14 protein-coding genes are annotated in these 16,847 nt (G+C 73.6%); 8 read left to right on the top strand and 6 right to left on the bottom strand.

Annotated features, from left to right (window positions below):
- Positions 1–164: 164 nt before the first annotated feature.
- Complete coding sequence (locus ACZ6ZN_RS26115) at positions 165–1,385, bottom strand: acetyl-CoA C-acetyltransferase (protein ID WP_398112476.1); 1,221 nt, start codon at positions 1,383–1,385, stop codon at positions 165–167.
- A 141-nt stretch (positions 1,386–1,526) separates the two neighbouring features.
- Positions 1,527–2,546, bottom strand: coding sequence for an SGNH/GDSL hydrolase family protein (locus tag ACZ6ZN_RS26110; protein ID WP_469649940.1), 1,020 nt, complete (start codon positions 2,544–2,546; stop codon positions 1,527–1,529).
- A 222-nt stretch (positions 2,547–2,768) separates the two neighbouring features.
- On the opposite strand from ACZ6ZN_RS26110, the gene ACZ6ZN_RS26105 reads away from it, so the two are divergent.
- Positions 2,769–4,157, top strand: coding sequence for a cystathionine beta-synthase (locus tag ACZ6ZN_RS26105; RefSeq protein ID WP_398112474.1), 1,389 nt, complete (start codon positions 2,769–2,771; stop codon positions 4,155–4,157).
- Between the two features lie 453 nt (positions 4,158–4,610).
- Here the strand turns inward: ACZ6ZN_RS26105 and ACZ6ZN_RS26100 are convergent, their stop codons facing one another.
- Entirely contained in the window at positions 4,611–5,480 is an 870-nt protein-coding gene (locus ACZ6ZN_RS26100) for a helix-turn-helix domain-containing protein (RefSeq protein ID WP_451880023.1), read from the bottom strand.
- A gap of 159 nt (positions 5,481–5,639) precedes the next feature.
- On the opposite strand from ACZ6ZN_RS26100, the gene ACZ6ZN_RS26095 reads away from it, so the two are divergent.
- Positions 5,640–6,401: an SDR family oxidoreductase gene (locus ACZ6ZN_RS26095; RefSeq protein ID WP_398112473.1), complete on the top strand. Its 762-nt coding sequence runs from the start codon at positions 5,640–5,642 to the stop codon at positions 6,399–6,401.
- Between the two features lie 54 nt (positions 6,402–6,455).
- Here ACZ6ZN_RS26095 and ACZ6ZN_RS26090 read toward each other — a convergent pair whose 3' ends face one another.
- Entirely contained in the window at positions 6,456–6,881 is a 426-nt protein-coding gene (locus ACZ6ZN_RS26090) for a hypothetical protein (protein WP_398112487.1), read from the bottom strand.
- A gap of 170 nt (positions 6,882–7,051) precedes the next feature.
- Between ACZ6ZN_RS26090 and ACZ6ZN_RS26085 the strand changes: the two genes are divergently transcribed.
- Both ACZ6ZN_RS26085 and ACZ6ZN_RS26080 read left to right on the top strand, forming a co-directional pair.
- Complete coding sequence (locus tag ACZ6ZN_RS26085) at positions 7,052–7,897, top strand: MurR/RpiR family transcriptional regulator (protein ID WP_469649936.1); 846 nt, start codon at positions 7,052–7,054, stop codon at positions 7,895–7,897.
- A gap of 102 nt (positions 7,898–7,999) precedes the next feature.
- Positions 8,000–8,584 carry a hypothetical protein gene (locus tag ACZ6ZN_RS26080; protein WP_398112471.1) on the top strand — a complete coding sequence of 195 codons (585 nt, stop codon included), beginning with the start codon at positions 8,000–8,002 and terminating at the stop codon, positions 8,582–8,584.
- A 110-nt stretch (positions 8,585–8,694) separates the two neighbouring features.
- On the opposite strand, the gene ACZ6ZN_RS26075 is transcribed toward ACZ6ZN_RS26080, so the two are convergent.
- Complete coding sequence (locus tag ACZ6ZN_RS26075; RefSeq protein WP_469649934.1) at positions 8,695–10,047, bottom strand: type III PLP-dependent enzyme domain-containing protein; 1,353 nt, start codon at positions 10,045–10,047, stop codon at positions 8,695–8,697.
- Positions 10,048–10,175: 128 nt separating this feature from the next.
- Between ACZ6ZN_RS26075 and hutU the strand changes: the two genes are divergently transcribed.
- From hutU to hutI, 4 genes are read left to right on the top strand one after another with little or no spacing between them, the layout of a single operon-like run.
- Positions 10,176–11,840, top strand: a complete 1,665-nt coding sequence (gene hutU / locus ACZ6ZN_RS26070; protein WP_469649932.1) for a urocanate hydratase — start codon at positions 10,176–10,178, stop codon at positions 11,838–11,840.
- Positions 11,837–13,054, top strand: a complete 1,218-nt coding sequence (locus ACZ6ZN_RS26065) for an allantoate amidohydrolase (protein WP_469649929.1) — start codon at positions 11,837–11,839, stop codon at positions 13,052–13,054. Before hutU ends, ACZ6ZN_RS26065 begins: the two co-directional genes overlap by 4 nt.
- Entirely contained in the window at positions 13,051–14,385 is a 1,335-nt protein-coding gene (locus ACZ6ZN_RS26060) for a formimidoylglutamate deiminase (protein WP_469649927.1), read from the top strand. Before ACZ6ZN_RS26065 ends, ACZ6ZN_RS26060 begins: the two co-directional genes overlap by 4 nt.
- On the top strand, positions 14,382–15,671 hold the full coding sequence (gene hutI, locus ACZ6ZN_RS26055; RefSeq protein ID WP_451880015.1) for an imidazolonepropionase: 1,290 nt from the start codon (positions 14,382–14,384) through the stop codon (positions 15,669–15,671). The genes ACZ6ZN_RS26060 and hutI overlap by 4 nt, the downstream gene beginning before the upstream one ends.
- A gap of 159 nt (positions 15,672–15,830) precedes the next feature.
- Here hutI and ACZ6ZN_RS26050 read toward each other — a convergent pair whose 3' ends face one another.
- Entirely contained in the window at positions 15,831–16,757 is a 927-nt protein-coding gene (locus tag ACZ6ZN_RS26050; RefSeq protein ID WP_451880014.1) for an RNA polymerase sigma factor SigF, read from the bottom strand.
- Positions 16,758–16,847 lie beyond the last annotated feature (90 nt).

Raw genomic sequence — 16,847 nt, 5'->3', positions numbered from 1 at the left:
GGGGGGGTGGGCGGTGCTGTCGTGACCTGCGGTTCTCCCTCCGCCGAGGGAGATAGGTCACATCCTGGGGGAGATTGGATCACAAAACAGCCCAGAACCCCGGTGTTTCCGGGGTTCTGGGCTCGTGCTTCACAGCGTGTGCTATGGCGACTACGCAGCGGTGATCAGCTGAGGCGCTCGATGACCATGGCCATGCCCTGGCCGCCGCCGACGCACATCGTCTCCAGACCGAACTGCTTGTCGTGGAACTGGAGCGAGTTGATCAGCGTGCCGGTGATGCGGGCGCCGGTCATGCCGAAGGGGTGGCCGACGGCGATGGCGCCGCCGTTGACGTTCAGCTTCTCCAGCGGGATGTCCAGGTCGCGGTAGGAGGGGATCACCTGGGCGGCGAACGCCTCGTTGATCTCGACCAGGTCGATGTCGCCGATGGTGAGCCCGGCGCGGCGCAGGGCCTGCTTGGAGGCCTCCACCGGGCCGAGGCCCATGATCTCGGGGGACAGGCCGGAGACGCCGGTCGACACGATCCGCGCGAGCGGGGTGAGGCCCAGCTCGCGGGCCTTGGTGTCGGACATGATCACCAGCGCGGCGGCACCGTCGTTCAGCGGGCAGCAGTTGCCGGCCGTGACCCTGCCGTCGGGGCGGAAGACCGGCTTCAGGCCCTGCACGCCCTCCAGGGTGACGCCCGCGCGGGGGCCGTCGTCCTTGCTGACCACTGTGCCGTCGGGCAGCGTCACCGGGGTGATCTCGCGCTCCCAGAAGCCGTTCTTGATGGCTTCCTCGGCGAGGTTCTGCGAGCGGACGCCGAACTCGTCCATGTCCTGGCGGGTGACGCCCTTCAGGCGCGCCAGGTTCTCGGCGGTCTGGCCCATCGCGATGTACGGGTCGGGCACCAGGCCGTCCTCGCGCGGGTCGTGCCAGTCGGAGCCCTCGGACCCGGCGACCGCGGCCGTACGGGCCTCGGCGTCGGCGAACAGCGGGTTGTGCGTGTCCGGGAGGCTGTCGGAGTTGCCCTTGGTGAAGCGGGAGACCGTCTCGACGCCGGCCGAGATGAATACGTCGCCCTCGCCGGCCTTGATGGCGTGCAGGGCCATGCGGGAGGTCTGCAGCGAGGAGGAGCAGTAGCGGGTGACGGTGCAGCCCGGCAGGTGGTCCATGCCCATCTGCACGGCGACGATCCGGCCGAGGTTGTTGCCCTGCTCGCCGCCGGGCAGGCCGCAGCCGAGCATCAGGTCGTCGATGTCGCGCGGGTCCAGCTCGGGGACCTTGGCCAGCGCGGCCTGGATGATCGTGGCGGTCAGGTCGTCCGGCCGCAGGTCCTTCAGCGACCCCTTGAAGGCACGGCCGATGGGGGAGCGGGCGGCTGAGACGATCACGGCTTCGGGCATCACGGCTCCATTGACGTACCGGGTGGTCTGGCAGGGCTGACTGGGAAGTTACCCGTACGTATGGGCTGGGTCACGGGTGTCGCGGTGTGACCCTGGCCGCAGTTTTCTAAGCGCTTGCTTTTTCGTGCCCGGCCCTCCGGCTCAGTTCGACGGGGTGGCCGGGGCCGCCTCCTGCTCGGGCACCCGCCGCCGGCGCCGGCGCTTGAGCAGCGCCCAGGGGCCCCTCGGGCCGGCCGGCATGGCCGCCGCGACCTCGGTGCCCGCCTCCGAGGCGGCCTCCGCTGCCGCCCGCGCCACCGGCAGGAATCCCTCGCGGCGGGAGGCGTCCGGGCGCTCCTCCTCGGCCGGCCACAGGCCCAGGGCGGCGCAGACCGTCGGCAGCACCGCCATCGCCGCCGTGGCATAGCCCTCGGCGGACGGGTGGTAGCTGTCCGGGCCGAACAGCTCGCGCGGGTTCTCCGCGAACTCGGGGCCCAGCAGGTCGCCCAGCGACACCGTGCGGCCGCCCTGCTCGACGACGCCGATCGTCTGGGCGGCCGCCAGCTGGCGGGAGGCTCGTCTGGCCAGCCAGCGCAGCGGCTGCCGGACCGGCTCGATGGTGCCCAGGTCGGGGCAGGTGCCGACGACGACCTCCGCACCGGCCGTGCGCAGCCGCCGTACCGCGGACGAGAGGTGGCGCACCGAGCGCGTCGGGGGCATGCGGTGGGTGACGTCGTTCGCGCCGACCATGATCACGCAGATGTCCGGCACGGGACCCGGGTCGGCCAGCACCAGGGCCACCTGGCGGTCCAGGTCGTCGGACCGGGCGCCCGGGGTCGCCACCGTGCGCAGCAGCACCGGGCGCTCGGCGAGGGCCGCCAGCCCCGACGCGAGCAGCGCTCCCGGGGTCTGCGAGCCCCGGTGCACGCCCTGGCCGGCCGCGGTGGAGTCCCCCAGCATGGTCAGCCGCAGCGGGGTGTCGGTGGTGTACGAGCGCCCGTACAGTCCGTCCCCGTTCGGCACGTGCGGTGACGTGCCGTTGCCCACCCGGCGCCGGGCCAGCTGCACCTCCGCCAGCACCAGCCCCACCGTGGCCGCACCGGCCAGACCGATCCCGCCGCCGCCGTACGCAGCGCCGGTCGCGATCCGCCGGGCCACCCTCGCCCTCGACATGCTCGACATGCGTCGCCGCCACCTCCTCGAACCCGTACACCCAGTGCTTGCCCCGTACAGCCCGTGCTCCAATCGCAACGGGCGGTGAACGACCGGCACGGACCACGGGCGGGGCGGGGGACCGGCGCACGGTGCGCCGCACGATCCCGGGCGAACAGCGGGAATCCGCCCGCAGGGCCTAGGCTGGCGGGACCACTAGGACCACTTCTTTTGCGGCATCCGGAGACAACGGTGCGATTCCACGACTCGATGATCAGCCTCGTAGGCGACACCCCGCTGGTGAGGCTCAACAGCGTGACCAAGGGCATCAGGGCGACCGTCCTGGCCAAGGTGGAGTACTTCAACCCCGGCGGTTCGGTGAAGGACCGCATCGCCCTGCGCATGATCGAGGCGGCGGAGGAGAGCGGCGCGCTCAAGCCCGGCGGCACGATCGTCGAGCCGACCAGCGGCAACACCGGTGTCGGCCTCGCCATCGTGGCGCAGCAGAAGGGGTACAAGTGCATCTTCGTGTGCCCCGACAAGGTCAGCACCGACAAGATCAACGTGCTGCGCGCCTACGGCGCCGAGGTCGTCGTGTGCCCCACGGCCGTCGACCCCGAGCACCCGGACTCGTACTACAACGTCTCCGACCGCCTGGTCCGTGAGACGCCGGGCGCCTGGAAGCCCGACCAGTACTCCAACCCCAACAACCCGCTGTCCCACTACCACTCCACGGGCCCCGAGCTGTGGGAGCAGACGGAGGGGCGGATCACCCACTTCGTGGCGGGCGTGGGCACCGGCGGCACCATCTCCGGCACCGGCCGCTACCTCAAGGAGGTCAGCGACGGCAGGGTCAAGGTCATCGGCGCCGACCCGGAGGGCTCCGTCTACTCCGGCGGCTCCGGCCGCCCCTACCTCGTCGAGGGCGTCGGCGAGGACTTCTGGCCGAGCGCCTACGACCGCACCGTCGCCGACGAGATCGTCGCCGTGTCCGACAAGGACTCCTTCCAGATGACCCGCCGCCTCGCCAAGGAGGAGGGCCTGCTGGTCGGCGGCTCCTGCGGCATGGCGGTCGCGGGTGCGCTGGAGGTCGCCGCGCGGCTCGGCGAGGACGACGTCGTGGTGGTCCTGCTGCCGGACGGCGGCCGCGGCTACCTCAGCAAGATCTTCAACGACGAGTGGATGGCCGACTACGGCTTCCTGGAGGACTCCGGCCCGAGCGCCCGCGTCGCCGACGTGCTGGCCGACAAGGAGGGCGACCACATGCCCTCCCTGGTCCACATGCACCCGGAGGAGACCGTCGGCCAGGCCATCGAGGTGCTGCGCGAGTACGGCGTCTCGCAGATGCCGGTCGTCAAGCCGGGCGCGGGCCACCCCGACGTGATGGCCGCCGAGGTCGTCGGCTCGGTCGTGGAACGCGAGCTGCTGGACGCGCTGTTCAGCAAGAGCGCCTCCCTCGACGACCCGCTGGAGAAGCACATGTCCGGCCCGCTGCCCCAGGTGGGCTCCGGCGAACCGGTCGCCGACCTGATGGCCGTGCTCGGCAAGGCCGACGCCGCGATCGTCCTCGTCGAGGGCAAGCCGACCGGTGTGGTCAGCCGGCAGGACCTGCTCTCCTTCCTCGCCAAGGGCGGCAAGTGACGGCCGGCCGGCGCTGAACCACCCGTGGCCTGCGGGAAGTTGCGGGCGCAGACGCACGTCGCGGACTTCGCGCAAGTGGTACGCGGGTGTCACGTCCACGCAGCACCCGCTTAACACGGGCCCTGCACAGTGGAGGTGTCGGCAAGGGCGACGGGAGACCTCCAGGGCGCTGAGCGCTCGGGGGAACACCCCGCCCCGGCCGGCGCCGAGCGGCGTCGCAGGACCTCCGGAGCGGCTCCCGGACCTCCACGGACGCCACGGACGCCGGGCGCGGCCTGACCGCGCTCGGCGTCCTCGCGGGGACCGCCGTCGTCCCGCCCCCCGGTCACGGGGGTGCGGCGGTCCCCGCGCACATGCCTCCCGTGCCTCCGCGCACGTTCCTCCCGTCCCCCGCGCACGTTCCACCCGTTCCCGCGCGGGCCGCCGGACGGGCCGCCGGACGGGCCCGCCGTGTCAGCCCGTGCGGGTCGTCGCCCAGCTCCCCAGCAGCGCCAGGCGCTCCTGGGCGTCCGAGCCCGGCTCGGGCACGTAGGCCACGATCGTCCGGTCCGGGTCCCCCGGGACGGTCAGGGTCTCGTAGGGGAGACTCAGCAGGCCCGCGACCGGGTGGCGCAGCAGCTTCACGCCGTGGTCGCAGGGCTTGACCAGATGGTCCGCCCACAGGCGGCGGAACTCCGGGCTGGCCTCGGACAGTTCGGCGACGAGTTCCGCCGTGGCCCGGTCGCCGGGGTGGTGGCCCGCCTGGAGCCGCAGGTGCGCGACCATCTGCGCGGTCACCTCGTCCCGGTCGGGGTAGAGGTCGCGGGAGGCGGGGTCCAGGAACAGCCGGCGCGGCAGGCTGAGGTCGTCCGCGCCGCCGAAGCCGAGCAGCGCGTCGGCGAGGGCGTTCCAGGCGAGGACCTCCATGCGGTGGTCCACGACGTAGGCCGGATTGCGGTCCATCCCGTCCAGGAGAAGCTGCACACCCGGGCGCACCCGCGACGCGGTGTCCCGGGAGGCGCCTGCGGCCCGCGCACCGTCCCGGCGGTGCGGCCGGGCGACCGCCCGCAGGTACTCGTGCTCGGCGGCGTCCAGCCGCAGCACCCGCGCGAGGGCGTCCAGCACGGCGTCCGAGACCCCGCCGGCCTTCGTCCGCGCCGGGCCCGCGGGTCCCCGGCTCTGCTCCAGGCGGACGTAGTAGTCGACGCTCACCCCCGCCAGCTGCGCCACCTCCTCGCGGCGCAGCCCCGGGACGCGGCGGCGTCCGTACGAGGGCAGCCCCACCTCCTCCGGCCGGATCCGGGCCCGGCGCGAACGCAGGAAGTCGCCCAACTCTCCGTCCATCAGCTCTCCGTCCATGGGTCCGAGCCTAGGCGGAAAGGGACTCGCGAACCTGGTACTGCCGGACCCAGGAAAAGCGCAGCCCTGGGTAGGGCCCCCGGCCGGGCCGACAGTGGTGGACGAGCCGGGGAGACGCCCCGGCCACCGTCGAGGGAGCACCCCATGTCGTACGAGAACCTGGCCGGCCGCACCGCCGTCGTCACCGGAGCCGCCAGCGGCATCGGCGAGGCCGTCGCGGTGCTGCTGGCCGCGCAGGGCGCCCGGGTGGCGCTGCTGGCCCGGCGCGAGGAACGGCTCGCGGCACTCGCCGGGAAGATCCGGGCGGACGGCGGGCAGGCCCTCGCCGTCGCCGCCGACGTCACCGACGAGACGTCCGTGACGGACGCCGTCGAGCGCATCCACAGTGAGTACGGGCGCGCCGACCTGATCGTGAACGCCGCCGGCGTCATGCTGCCGCACCCCGTCGACGCCCGGCGCGCCGACGAGTGGCAGCGGATGCTCGACACCAATGTCACCGGGGTGCTGCGCGTCATCGGCGCCTTCACCGCCGACCTGGTGGGCGCCGCCGCGGACGGCCGCACCGCCGACATCGTGAACATCTCCTCCATCGCCGCCCACGTCGGCTTCCCGAACTACGCCGTGTACGGCGCGACCAAGGCGGCCGTCACCTACCTGTCCCAGACCCTGCGCGGGGAGTTCGGGCCGCGGGACGTGCGGGTCACCAACATCGAGCCGGGGTTCGTGGAGAGCGAGCTGCGCACGCACATCGCGGACGCGGAGCTGTCCCGGCAGGTGGAGGGCATGCTGGACGAGGTGGGCGCGCTGTCCGCCGAGGAGCTGGCCGACCTCGTCGCCTACGCGGCGAGCCGGCCGCGCCGGGTCAACCTGCGGCAGATCGTCGCGCTGCCGACCCGGCAGGTCTGACGGCGACGTGCCTTTCGGCCGGCCATGGCCGTACCGGGGCCGGGCCGGGCGTCGTCAGTCCGACCAGTCGTCGTCCCGGCGGGACGCGCGGCGGGTGCCGAACAGGCCCGGGTTCGTGCGGACGGCCTGGGCCACGTTGACGCCGACGATGCCCGCCCAGGCGATGAGCAGACCGGGCGTCTGCGCGATGCCCCCGCCGATCGCGGACAGCGGCACCGCCAGGACGAGGGAGACGATCCCGAAGCCGAAACGCTCACCCCAGGAGTCGGTGGCCCGCGGCGTCCGGGAGTCACGCGCCGTCTGCATCTGCTGCTCGGCCAGTTGCCGGCGCACCCGGCGCTCCACCGCGCCGTCGATCCGCTGGTCGACCTTCTCCAGAAACGAGTCGACCAGCGCCGACTCGTACTCCTCGCCCAGGTCCCTGCGGGCGTGCAGGGTGGCGTCGAGTTCCTTCTTCAGGTCGGTGTCGCGCGCGTCCATTCCGCTCATGCCCCCACGGTAGGAAGGGGCGGCCCGCGCCGCACTGGGGTTAGCCCCCGTCTCCCGCCGGGGGCGGGCCGGGGCGGGGGCGGCCGATCCGGTCCCGCTTGCCGCTCTGCATATGCTCATGCAGAATCCTCAGCTACTGAATAGGCGAGGGGGAGCACGTCATGAGCGTGACCGACAGCCCTGCCGCGCGGCTGCAGGCCCTCTTCGAGGGCCACCGGCTGACGCCGACCCAGCGGCGCATCGCGCACAGCATGGTGCGCCGCGCCGCGGACGTGCCGTTCCTGTCCAGCGTGGAACTCGCCGAACTCGCGGGGGTCAGCCAGCCGTCCGTGACCCGCTTCGCCGTGGCCCTCGGCTTCGACGGCTACCCGGCCCTGCGCCGCCACCTGCGGGAGGTCGCCCCCGCCGAGAGCGCGGCACAGCCCGGGGACCGCAACGAGTACCAGCAGGCCGTCGAGGCGGAGATCGAGAACCTGCGGCACCTGGCGGAGGCGCTGGCCGACCCCGGACCCGTACGGCGCGCGGGCCGGCTGCTCGCGGCCTCCCGGCCGCTGCCCGTCCTCGGCCTGCGGGCGGCGGCCGCACAGGCGCAGGGCTTCGCCTACTTCGCCGCCAAGGTCCACCCCGACGTGCGGCTGCTCGGCGAGGGCGGCACGATGCTCCACGACCGCATCGACGCCGCCGTGCGGGCCGGGGCGAGCGCGCTGCTGTGCTTCGCCCTGCCCCGGCACCCCCGCGAGGTCCTGGACACCCTCGCCTACGCCAAGGAGCAGGCCGGACTGACCGTCGTCACCGTCGCCGACTCCGCCTTCGCCCCGGTCGCCAAGGTGTCCGACCTGCTGCTGCCCGCCGCCGTGGGCACCGGCCTCGCCTTCGACACGGCCTGCGCGCCGATGCTGCTGGGGCGGGTGCTGCTGGAGGCCATGTGCGACGACCTGCCCGATGCCCAGGCGCGGCTGGAGGAGTTCGACGCCAGGGCCGCCGCCCGGGGCCTGTTCGTCGACTGAGCACTCGGCAGCCGGTTTCTCAGACTCGTCTCATGCTCCGCCGCTAACCTGCCCGCGCTGCAACCCCTTTCAGACGCTTCGGGTACCGGACGGAGGCTGGACATGACACGTGGAGGACAGGGACTGGCCCGGGTGGCCGTCGTGGTGCGGGCGGGAGCCGCCCCGCTGTGGTGGCTGGGTGTGTGCGCCGCGGGTGTGGGGGCGCTGGTGCCGGGGCTGACCGGGCGCCGCATCGGCCTGCCGGCCGGGGCGGCGTTGTTCGTCCTGGCGACGGCGGTCGTCGCCTGCGCCCGGCGCCGGCGGTACGCCGCCCTGGCCGCTTCCGCGTCCCGCGCCGGGCGGAACGACGTGCTCCAGGACCGGGCGGTGACGACCCGCAACTGGCGCCGCCTGCACCGCTGGTGGCTCCTGCTCGCCTTCGTGGCGGCCGTCGGCTCGGCCTTCGCCGTCCCGGCCGCGGGCGGCCTGCTGCTGGCCGGCTGCGGAGCGGGCCTGTGGCTGAAGTCCGCGTGGCTCGGCCGCCGGGAGCAGAGCGGTGAGGCACTGCTGTGGGTCCGCGTGGACTGGCTGCGCGGGGGCGCGGCCCACCCGGCCGGCCGGCGCGTCAGGGCCTACCGCAGTACGGGCATCGCCGCGGGCGACGCGGCCCCGGGCGGCGCCCGCCGCAAGTCCCCGGCACTCGTCTGACCCCGGGGCGGGGCGGGGCACCCCCACCCCGCCCCCACCACCCCGAGCCCGGCCCCCGCCCGCAAGCGATCGCTCCGCTTCCGCCGGTCCCCGGCCGCCCCCACCCGCGCTCACATCAGGGCGTCGGCCCGGGAGCCGCCGGATTCTGCGACCACCTCCTGGACGGTCTGCGCCTCGCGGACCACCGCGAACCGGCCTCCCGGCCAGAAGCCGTACACCGCCGGACGCACCAGCGAGTTGTACGCGTAGTGGTGCGCGAAGTAGTACGCCCCGGTGTCCAGCGCCGCCGCGTGGTCCCCCTGCTCCAGCAGCGGCATGGAGCGGCCCTCCGCCAGGAGGTCCCCGGCGAAGCAGGCCGGGCCGGCGACGTCCTGGACGACGTCGGGCCCGTCCTTCGGCCGCCCCTTCGCGTCGTAGGCGGCGATCCGCAGCGGCCAGCTCTGCGGCGCGTACACCGTCCGCGCGGCGACCTGCACCCCGGCGTGCGTGACCGCGACCGCGCGCCCGCCCGAGCTCTTGGCGTACTCCACGCGCGCCACCACCGTGCCGTGCTTGGCCAGCAGCGACCGCCCGAACTCGGTGACCAGCCCGTACCGCCCGTCGAACAGCCCCGGCACCTCCTCGGCCAGCATCCGCGCGTACTGCGCGTACGTCGGCGTGGTGGCCTCGGAGGCGAAGTTCACCGGCAGCCCGCCGCCGATGTCGAGGGTGTCGACCTGCCGCCGGCCCGCCCGCCGGTTGATCTCCTCGGCCAGCGCGTACGTCTGCGCCGCGCCCCGCACCATCAGGGACAGTGGAATGCCCTGGGAGCCGGTGTGCGCGTGCAGCCGGGTCAGCCAGGGCCGGTCCAGGTACGCCCGGACCACCCACTCCCGCGCTCCCTCGTCGCGCAGCGCCACGCCGAACTTGCTGGTCGCCGTCGCCGTCGACAGCGCCTCGATGGAGCCCCCGCCGAGCTGTGGGTTCACCCGTATCCCGAGCGGGGAGCGGCTGGACCCCGACCGCATCAGGGCGTCCAGCCGGGCCAGCTCCTGCGGGTTGTCCGCGTTGACCGCGATGCCCAGGTCCAGCGCCTCGCGCAGTTCGGCCGGGGTCTTCGCGGGCGAGTCGAGCACCGTCATCCGCGCCGGCACCCCGGCGGCCCGGGCCAGCGCCAGCTCGCCGGGGCTCGCGACCTCGGCGCCGATGCCCTCCTCGCGCAGCAGCCGCAGCACCGGCACCAGCGGGGTCGCCTTGACCGCGAAGGCGTGCAGCACGGGAGTGCCGGGGGCGGTCACCGCCTCGAACGCGGCCCGCAGCGCGGCCGCCGACTCCTTGATGCCGGTGACGTCCAGCAGGGCGACGACAGGGCTGTCCGGCCGGACCAGCCCCTGCTCCACGGCGGCCCGCACCGCCTCGTCACGCCGGGCCGCCCGCCCGGCCGCGGATCCGTCCGTTTCTTCCGTTCCGATGTGTGCGTGCATGCCCTCCAGCCAAACATCCCCGCCACGGCCGCGTCGGTCCCCGGGGGTGTTGACTAGCTCTATTCATGACGCCAGGATGTGAATAGAAGCAGCAACATCCCGCGGGAGCACCCAACAGGAGGCAGACCATGTCAGGACCCCGACCCGTCCGAGCACCGCGCGGAACGGAACCGAGCGCCCTGGGATGGCAGCAGGAGGCCGCCCTGCGGATGCTGCAGAACAACCTCGACCCCGAGGTCGCCGAGCACCCCGACAAGCTCGTCGTCTACGGCGGGACCGGCAAGGCCGCCCGCGACTGGCGCTCCTTCGACGCGATGGTCCGCACGCTCAAGGGCCTCAAGCAGGACGAGACCATGCTGGTCCAGTCGGGCCGCCCGGTCGGCGTGATGCAGACCCACGAGTGGGCCCCGCGCGTCCTCATCGCCAACTCCAACCTGGTCGGCGACTGGGCCAACTGGGAGGAGTTCCGCCGCCTGGAGCAGCTCGGGCTGACCATGTACGGCCAGATGACCGCGGGTTCCTGGATCTACATCGGCACCCAGGGCATCCTCCAGGGCACCTACGAGACGTTCGCCGCCGTCGCCGCGAAGAAGTTCGGCGGGACCCTGGCCGGCACCATCACCCTCACCGCCGGACTCGGCGGCATGGGCGGCGCGCAGCCGCTCGCCGTGACGATGAACGACGGTGTCGCGATCTGCGTCGACTGCGACCCGCGCGCCATCGACCGCCGCATCGAGCACCGCTACCTGGACGTGAAGGCCGACAGCCTGGACCACGCCCTCGCCCTGGCGACCGAGGCCCGCGACGCCCGCCGCCCCCTGTCCATCGGCGTGCTCGGCAACGCGGCCGAACTGGTGCCGCAGCTCCTCGCCATGGGCGCGCCCATCGACATCGTCACCGACCAGACCTCGGCCCACGACCCGCTGGCCTACCTGCCGGTCGGCGTGGACTTCGACGACATGGCCGACGCGGCCGCCAAGGACCCGGCCGGCTTCACCACCCGCGCCCGCGAGTCCATGGCCCGGCACGTCGAGGCCATGGTCGGGTTCATGGACGCCGGCGCCGAGGTCTTCGACTACGGCAACTCCATCCGCGGCGAGGCCCAGCTCGCCGGGTACGACCGGGCGTTCGCCTTCCCCGGCTTCGTCCCCGCCTACATCCGCCCCCTGTTCTGCGAGGGCAAGGGCCCCTTCCGCTGGGCGGCCCTGTCCGGCGAGGCGTCCGACATCGCCAAGACCGACAAGGCGATCCTCGACCTCTTCCCGGAGAACGAGTCCCTGGCCCGCTGGATCAAGATGGCCGGCGAGCGCGTCCACTTCCAGGGTCTGCCCGCCCGCATCTGCTGGCTCGGCTACGGCGAGCGGGACAAGGCCGGCGAGCGGTTCAACGACATGGTCGCGAGCGGGGAGCTGGCCGCACCGGTCGTCATCGGCCGCGACCACCTCGACTGCGGCTCCGTCGCCTCCCCCTACCGGGAGACCGAGGCCATGCTCGACGGCTCCGACGCGATCGCCGACTGGCCGCTGCTCAACGCCATGGTGAACGTGGCGTCCGGGGCGTCCTGGGTGTCGATCCACCACGGCGGCGGCGTCGGCATGGGCCGCTCGATCCACGCCGGACAGGTCACCGTCGCCGACGGCACCGCCCTGGCCGGCGAGAAGATCCGCCGGGTGCTCACCAACGACCCCGGCATGGGCGTCATCCGGCACGTCGACGCGGGCTACGACATCGCCGAGTCCGTCGCCGGCGAGCGCGGGGTGCGGGTCCCGATGCGCGAGGGTGACCGGGCGTGACCTTCCACAGCATGTGGGCGGAGCTGCTGCCGATCGGCCGCAGCTCCGCCTCCGGCGGCTACCGCCGCTTCGCCTGGACCGGCGCCGACCTCGACTGCCGGGCCTGGTTCCGGGAACAGGCCGAGTCCCGCGGCCTCGCCTACGAGACCGACCGCAACGGCAACCAGTGGGCGTGGCTGGGCGACCCGGCCCGGGGCGACGCCGTCGTCACCGGCTCCCACCTCGACTCCGTCCCGGACGGGGGCGCCTTCGACGGGCCCCTCGGCGTCGTCTCCTCCTTCGCGGCGCTCGACGAACTGCGCGCCAGGGGAGCGGACCTCGCCAAGCCCCTCGGGATCGTCAACTTCGGCGACGAGGAGGGCGCCCGGTTCGGGCTCGCCTGCGTCGGCTCCCGGCTCACCGCGGGGCAGCTCACCGTCGACGACGCCCACCGGCTGACCGACGGGGACGGCACCACCCTGCCCCGGGCCATGGAGGCCGCCGGCCACGACCCGGAGGCGATCGGGCCGGACCCCGAGCGGCTCGCCCGCATCGGCGCCTTCGTCGAACTGCACGTCGAGCAGGGCCGGGCCCTGGACCTGTCCGGCGACCGGGTCGGCATCGCCAGCGCCATCTGGCCGCACGGCCGCTGGCGGTTCGACTTCGCCGGCGAGGCCAACCACGCGGGCACCACCCGGCTCGCCGACCGCCGCGACCCCATGCTGCCCTACGCCCAGACCGTCCTCGCCGCCCGCCGCGAGGCCGAACTCGCCTCGGCCGTCGCCACGTTCGGCAAGATCGCCGTGGAGCCCAACGGCGTCAACGCCATCCCCTCCCTCGTGCGCGGCTGGCTCGACTCCCGCGCCGAGGACCAGGACAGGCTCGACTCCGTCGTCGCCGGCATCGAGAAGGCCGCCGCCGAGTACGCCGCCGCCCACGGTGTCGACCTCTCCGTGGTCCGCGAGTCGTTCACCCCCGTCGTCGAGTTCGACCACGCCCTGCGCGACGAACTCGGCCGCATCCTCGGCAAGGACACCGAGCTGACGGTCCCCGTCCTCGGCACCGGCGCCGGACACGACGCCGGAATCCTGTCCGGGAGCATCCCGACCGCCATGCTGTTCGTGCGCAACCCCACCGGCGTCTCCCACTCCCCGGCCGAGTCCGCCGCCGAGGACGACTGCGTCGCCGGTGTGCTCGCCCTCGCCGACGTACTGGAAGGACTGGCCCGCACGTGACACGGACGTACTGGCTGGAGCACGCCTGGCTCGGCTCGGCCGTCGAGCCGGGCGTCGCCCTGGACGTGGACGGCGGACGCGTCAGCGCCGTCCGCCCCGGCACCCCCGCCCCGCCCCCCGGCGCCGAGATCCTGCGCGGCCTGACCCTGCCCGGCCTGGCCAACGCCCACAGCCACGCCTTCCACCGGGCCCTGCGCGGCACCGTCCAGGTCGGCTCCGGCACCTTCTGGACCTGGCGCGAGGTCATGTACGCCACGGCCGCCCGGCTCACCCCGGACAGCTACCACGCCCTGGCCCGCGCCGTGTACGCCGAGATGGCCCTGGCCGGCATCACGGCCGTCGGCGAGTTCCACTACGTCCACCACGCCCCCGGCGGCACCCCCTACGCCGACCCGAACGCCATGGGCGAGGCCCTGATCGCGGCCGCCGCCGACGCCGGCATCCGCATCACCCTCCTCGACACCGCCTACCTCTCCTCCGGCTTCGGTCACCCGCCCACCACCCCCCAGCTGCGCTTCTCCGACGGCACCGCCGACGCCTGGGCCGAACGCTGCGCCGCTCTGAAGGACCGCGCCCACGCCCGGATCGGAGCCGCGATCCACTCCGTACGGGCCGTGCCCGCCGCCCAGTTGGCGACCGTCGCCCGCTGGGCGGAGGAGCGCCGGGCCCCGCTGCACGTCCATCTCTCCGAGCAGACCGCCGAGAACGACGCCTGCCGCGAGGCCCACGGCCGCACGCCCACCCGGCTCCTCGCCGACCACGGCGTGCTCGGGCCGCGCACCACCGGCGTCCACAACACCCACCTCACCGACGAGGACATCGCCCTGCTCGGCGGCTCCGGCACCGGCACCTGCATGTGCCCCACCACCGAGCGGGACCTGGCCGACGGCATCGGACCCGCCGTCGCCCTGCAACAGGCGGGCTCCCCGCTGTCGCTGGGCTCCGACAGCCACGCCGTGATCGACCTGCTCGAAGAGGCACGGGCCATGGAGCTGAACGAGCGGCTGCGCTCCCGCACCCGCGGCCACTGGACGGCCGCGGCCCTGCTGCGGGCCGCCTCCGCCGACGGTCACGCCGCCCTCGGCTGGCAGGACGCCGGGACCCTGGAGCCGGGCGCGCTCGCCGACTTCACGACCATCCGCCTCGACTCGGTCAGGACGGCAGGGCCGCTTCCGCGACTCGGGGCCGAGACGGCCGTATTCGCCGCGTCGGCAGCGGACGTGTCGCATACGGTCGTGGCAGGCCGGCACGTCGTGCGGGACGGGGTGCACACGCTCGTCCCGGACGTGCCGCGCGCTCTCGCGGACGCCGTCGCAGACCTGCGCGGATGACCCGGGACCGCCCCCGCGGGCGGTCCGCCCCCGACCCCCGGCCCACCGCCGACCAGGCCAGCAAGGACGCCATGAGCAACGCGACGACCGTCAGCCCCGCCCACTCCGCGAGCACCGCAAGCACGCTCATCACCAACATCGCCGCCCTGGTCACCAACGACCCCTCCCTCGGTGACAATTCCCCCCTCGGACTGATCCAGGACGCGGCCGTCGTCATCGAGGGCGACCGCGTCGTGTGGACCGGTGAGCACAGGAAAGCACCCGCCACTGACAACCGGGTCGACGCCGGCGGCCGGGCCGTCCTGCCCGGCTTCGTCGACTCCCACTCCCACCTCGTCTTCGCGGGCGACCGCACGCAGGAGTTCAACGCCCGGATGTCGGGCCGCCCGTACAGCGCCGGCGGCATCCGCACCACGGTCGCGGCCACCCGGGCGGCGAGCGACGAGGAACTGGAGCGCAACCTCACCCGCTACCTCGCCGAGGCGCTCCGGCAGGGCACCACCACGTTCGAGACGAAGTCCGGCTACGGCCTGACCGTCGAGGACGAGGCCCGGGCCCTGCGCCTGGCGGCCGCCCACACGGACGAGGTCACCTACCTGGGCGCCCACGTCGTCTCCCCGGACTACGCGGACGACCCGGCCGGATACGTCGCCCTGGTCACCGGCCCGATGCTCGACGCCTGCGCCCCGCACGCCCGCTGGATCGACGTGTTCTGCGAGAAGGGCGCCTTCGACGGGGACCAGGCCCGGGCCGTCCTCACCGCGGGCAGGGCCAGGGGCCTGCACCCTCGCATCCACGCCAACCAGCTCTCCTACGGCCCCGGCGTGCAGCTCGCGGTCGAACTCGACGCGGCCAGCGCCGACCACTGCACCCACCTGACCGACGCGGACGTGGACGCCCTGGCGAACAGCCGCACCGTGGCCACCCTGCTGCCCGGCGCCGAGTTCTCCACGCGTGCCGCGTGGCCGGACGCCCGCAGGCTGCTGGACGCGGGCGTGACGGTCGCCCTGTCCACCGACTGCAACCCCGGGTCGTCGTTCACCTCGTCCGTGCCGTTCTGCGTCGCCCTCGCCGTACGGGACATGGGCATGACCCCGGACGAGGCCGTCTGGTCGGCGACGGCGGGGGGCGCGGCGGCCCTGCGCCGCACCGACGTCGGCCGCCTCACGCCGGGCGCGTACGCCGACCTGACGCTGCTGGACGCCCCCAGCCACGTCCACCTGGCCTACCGCCCGGGCGTGCCGCTGGTCACCGGGGTGTGGCGGCGCGGAGCGCGCGTGGTGTGACGGCCGGTCCGCGACGACCGGACCGTGCGGGAGCCCACCGAGAACGACGGCGACGCTGTTTGTCGACTCCTGAAGGGCCGCCGCCCACCACCGGTGGCACACGCCCGGGGGCGGGCCTTTCGGCCCGCCCCCGAGGGACACGTACACCAGGGTCGAGGATCACTCCTCGACGGTCAGCCCCTTGCGCAGCCGTACCAGCGTCCGCGACAGCAGCCGCGAGACGTGCATCTGGGAGATGCCCAGCTCCTCGCCGATCTCCGACTGGGTCATGCCGGCGACGAACCGCAGGGACAGGATCTTGCGGTCGCGCGGCGGCAGTTCGGCGATCAGCGGCTTCAACGACTCGACGTACTCGATGCCTTCGAGCCCGTGGTCCTCGTAGCCGATCCGGTCCGCGAGCGCGCCCTCGGAGTCGTCCTCCTCCGGCTGGGCGTCCAGCGAGGAGGCGGTGTAGGCGTTCGACGCCGCCATGCCCTCGACGACCTCGTCGCCGGAGATGCCGAGGCGCTCGGCCAGTTCGGCCACCGTCGGGGCGCGGTCCAGCTTCTGGGCCAGCTCGTCACCGGCCTTGGCCAGGTCGAGCCGCAGCTCCTGGAGCCGCCGCGGAACGCGTACGGACCACGAGGTGTCGCGGAAGAAGCGCTTGATCTCGCCGATGATGGTCGGCATCGCGAACGTGGGGAACTCGACACCGCGCGACAGCTCGAAGCGGTCGATCGCCTTGATCAGGCCGACCGTGCCGACCTGGATGATGTCCTCCATCGGCTCGCTGCGGGAGCGGAACCGGGACGCGGCGAACTTGACCAGCGCGAGGTTCAGTTCGACGAGCGTGTTGCGGACGTACGAGTACTCGTGGGTCCCTTCCTCCAGCGTCTCGAGGCGCTCGAAGAGGGTCTTGGACAGGGCCCGCGCGTCGACCGCGTCGACGTCCTCGTACGGGGGGATGTCCGGAAGTCCGGCGAGAAGGTCGTCCTGTGTGACGAGCATCTCGTCCTGCTCGATGGGATCCAGATGTTCCGGAGGGGGTGTCGACGTCGCTTCCTGGGTACGCGATCCGTCGAGCCGGGGTGACATGATGTCCTCCATCGTTCTCGGCATATGGCTGCCGGAGCCAGTACGTGCACTGCGGTGTGCGGCGCCTCCAAAGCCGGCCGTGTCGGGTACGTGTCCCTACTA

The sequence above is a fragment of the Streptomyces sp. NPDC053665 genome, from assembly GCF_055585285.1.
Note: the sequence above shows the minus strand (reverse complement) of the source record. Positions and strands in the feature narration are given on the sequence as shown.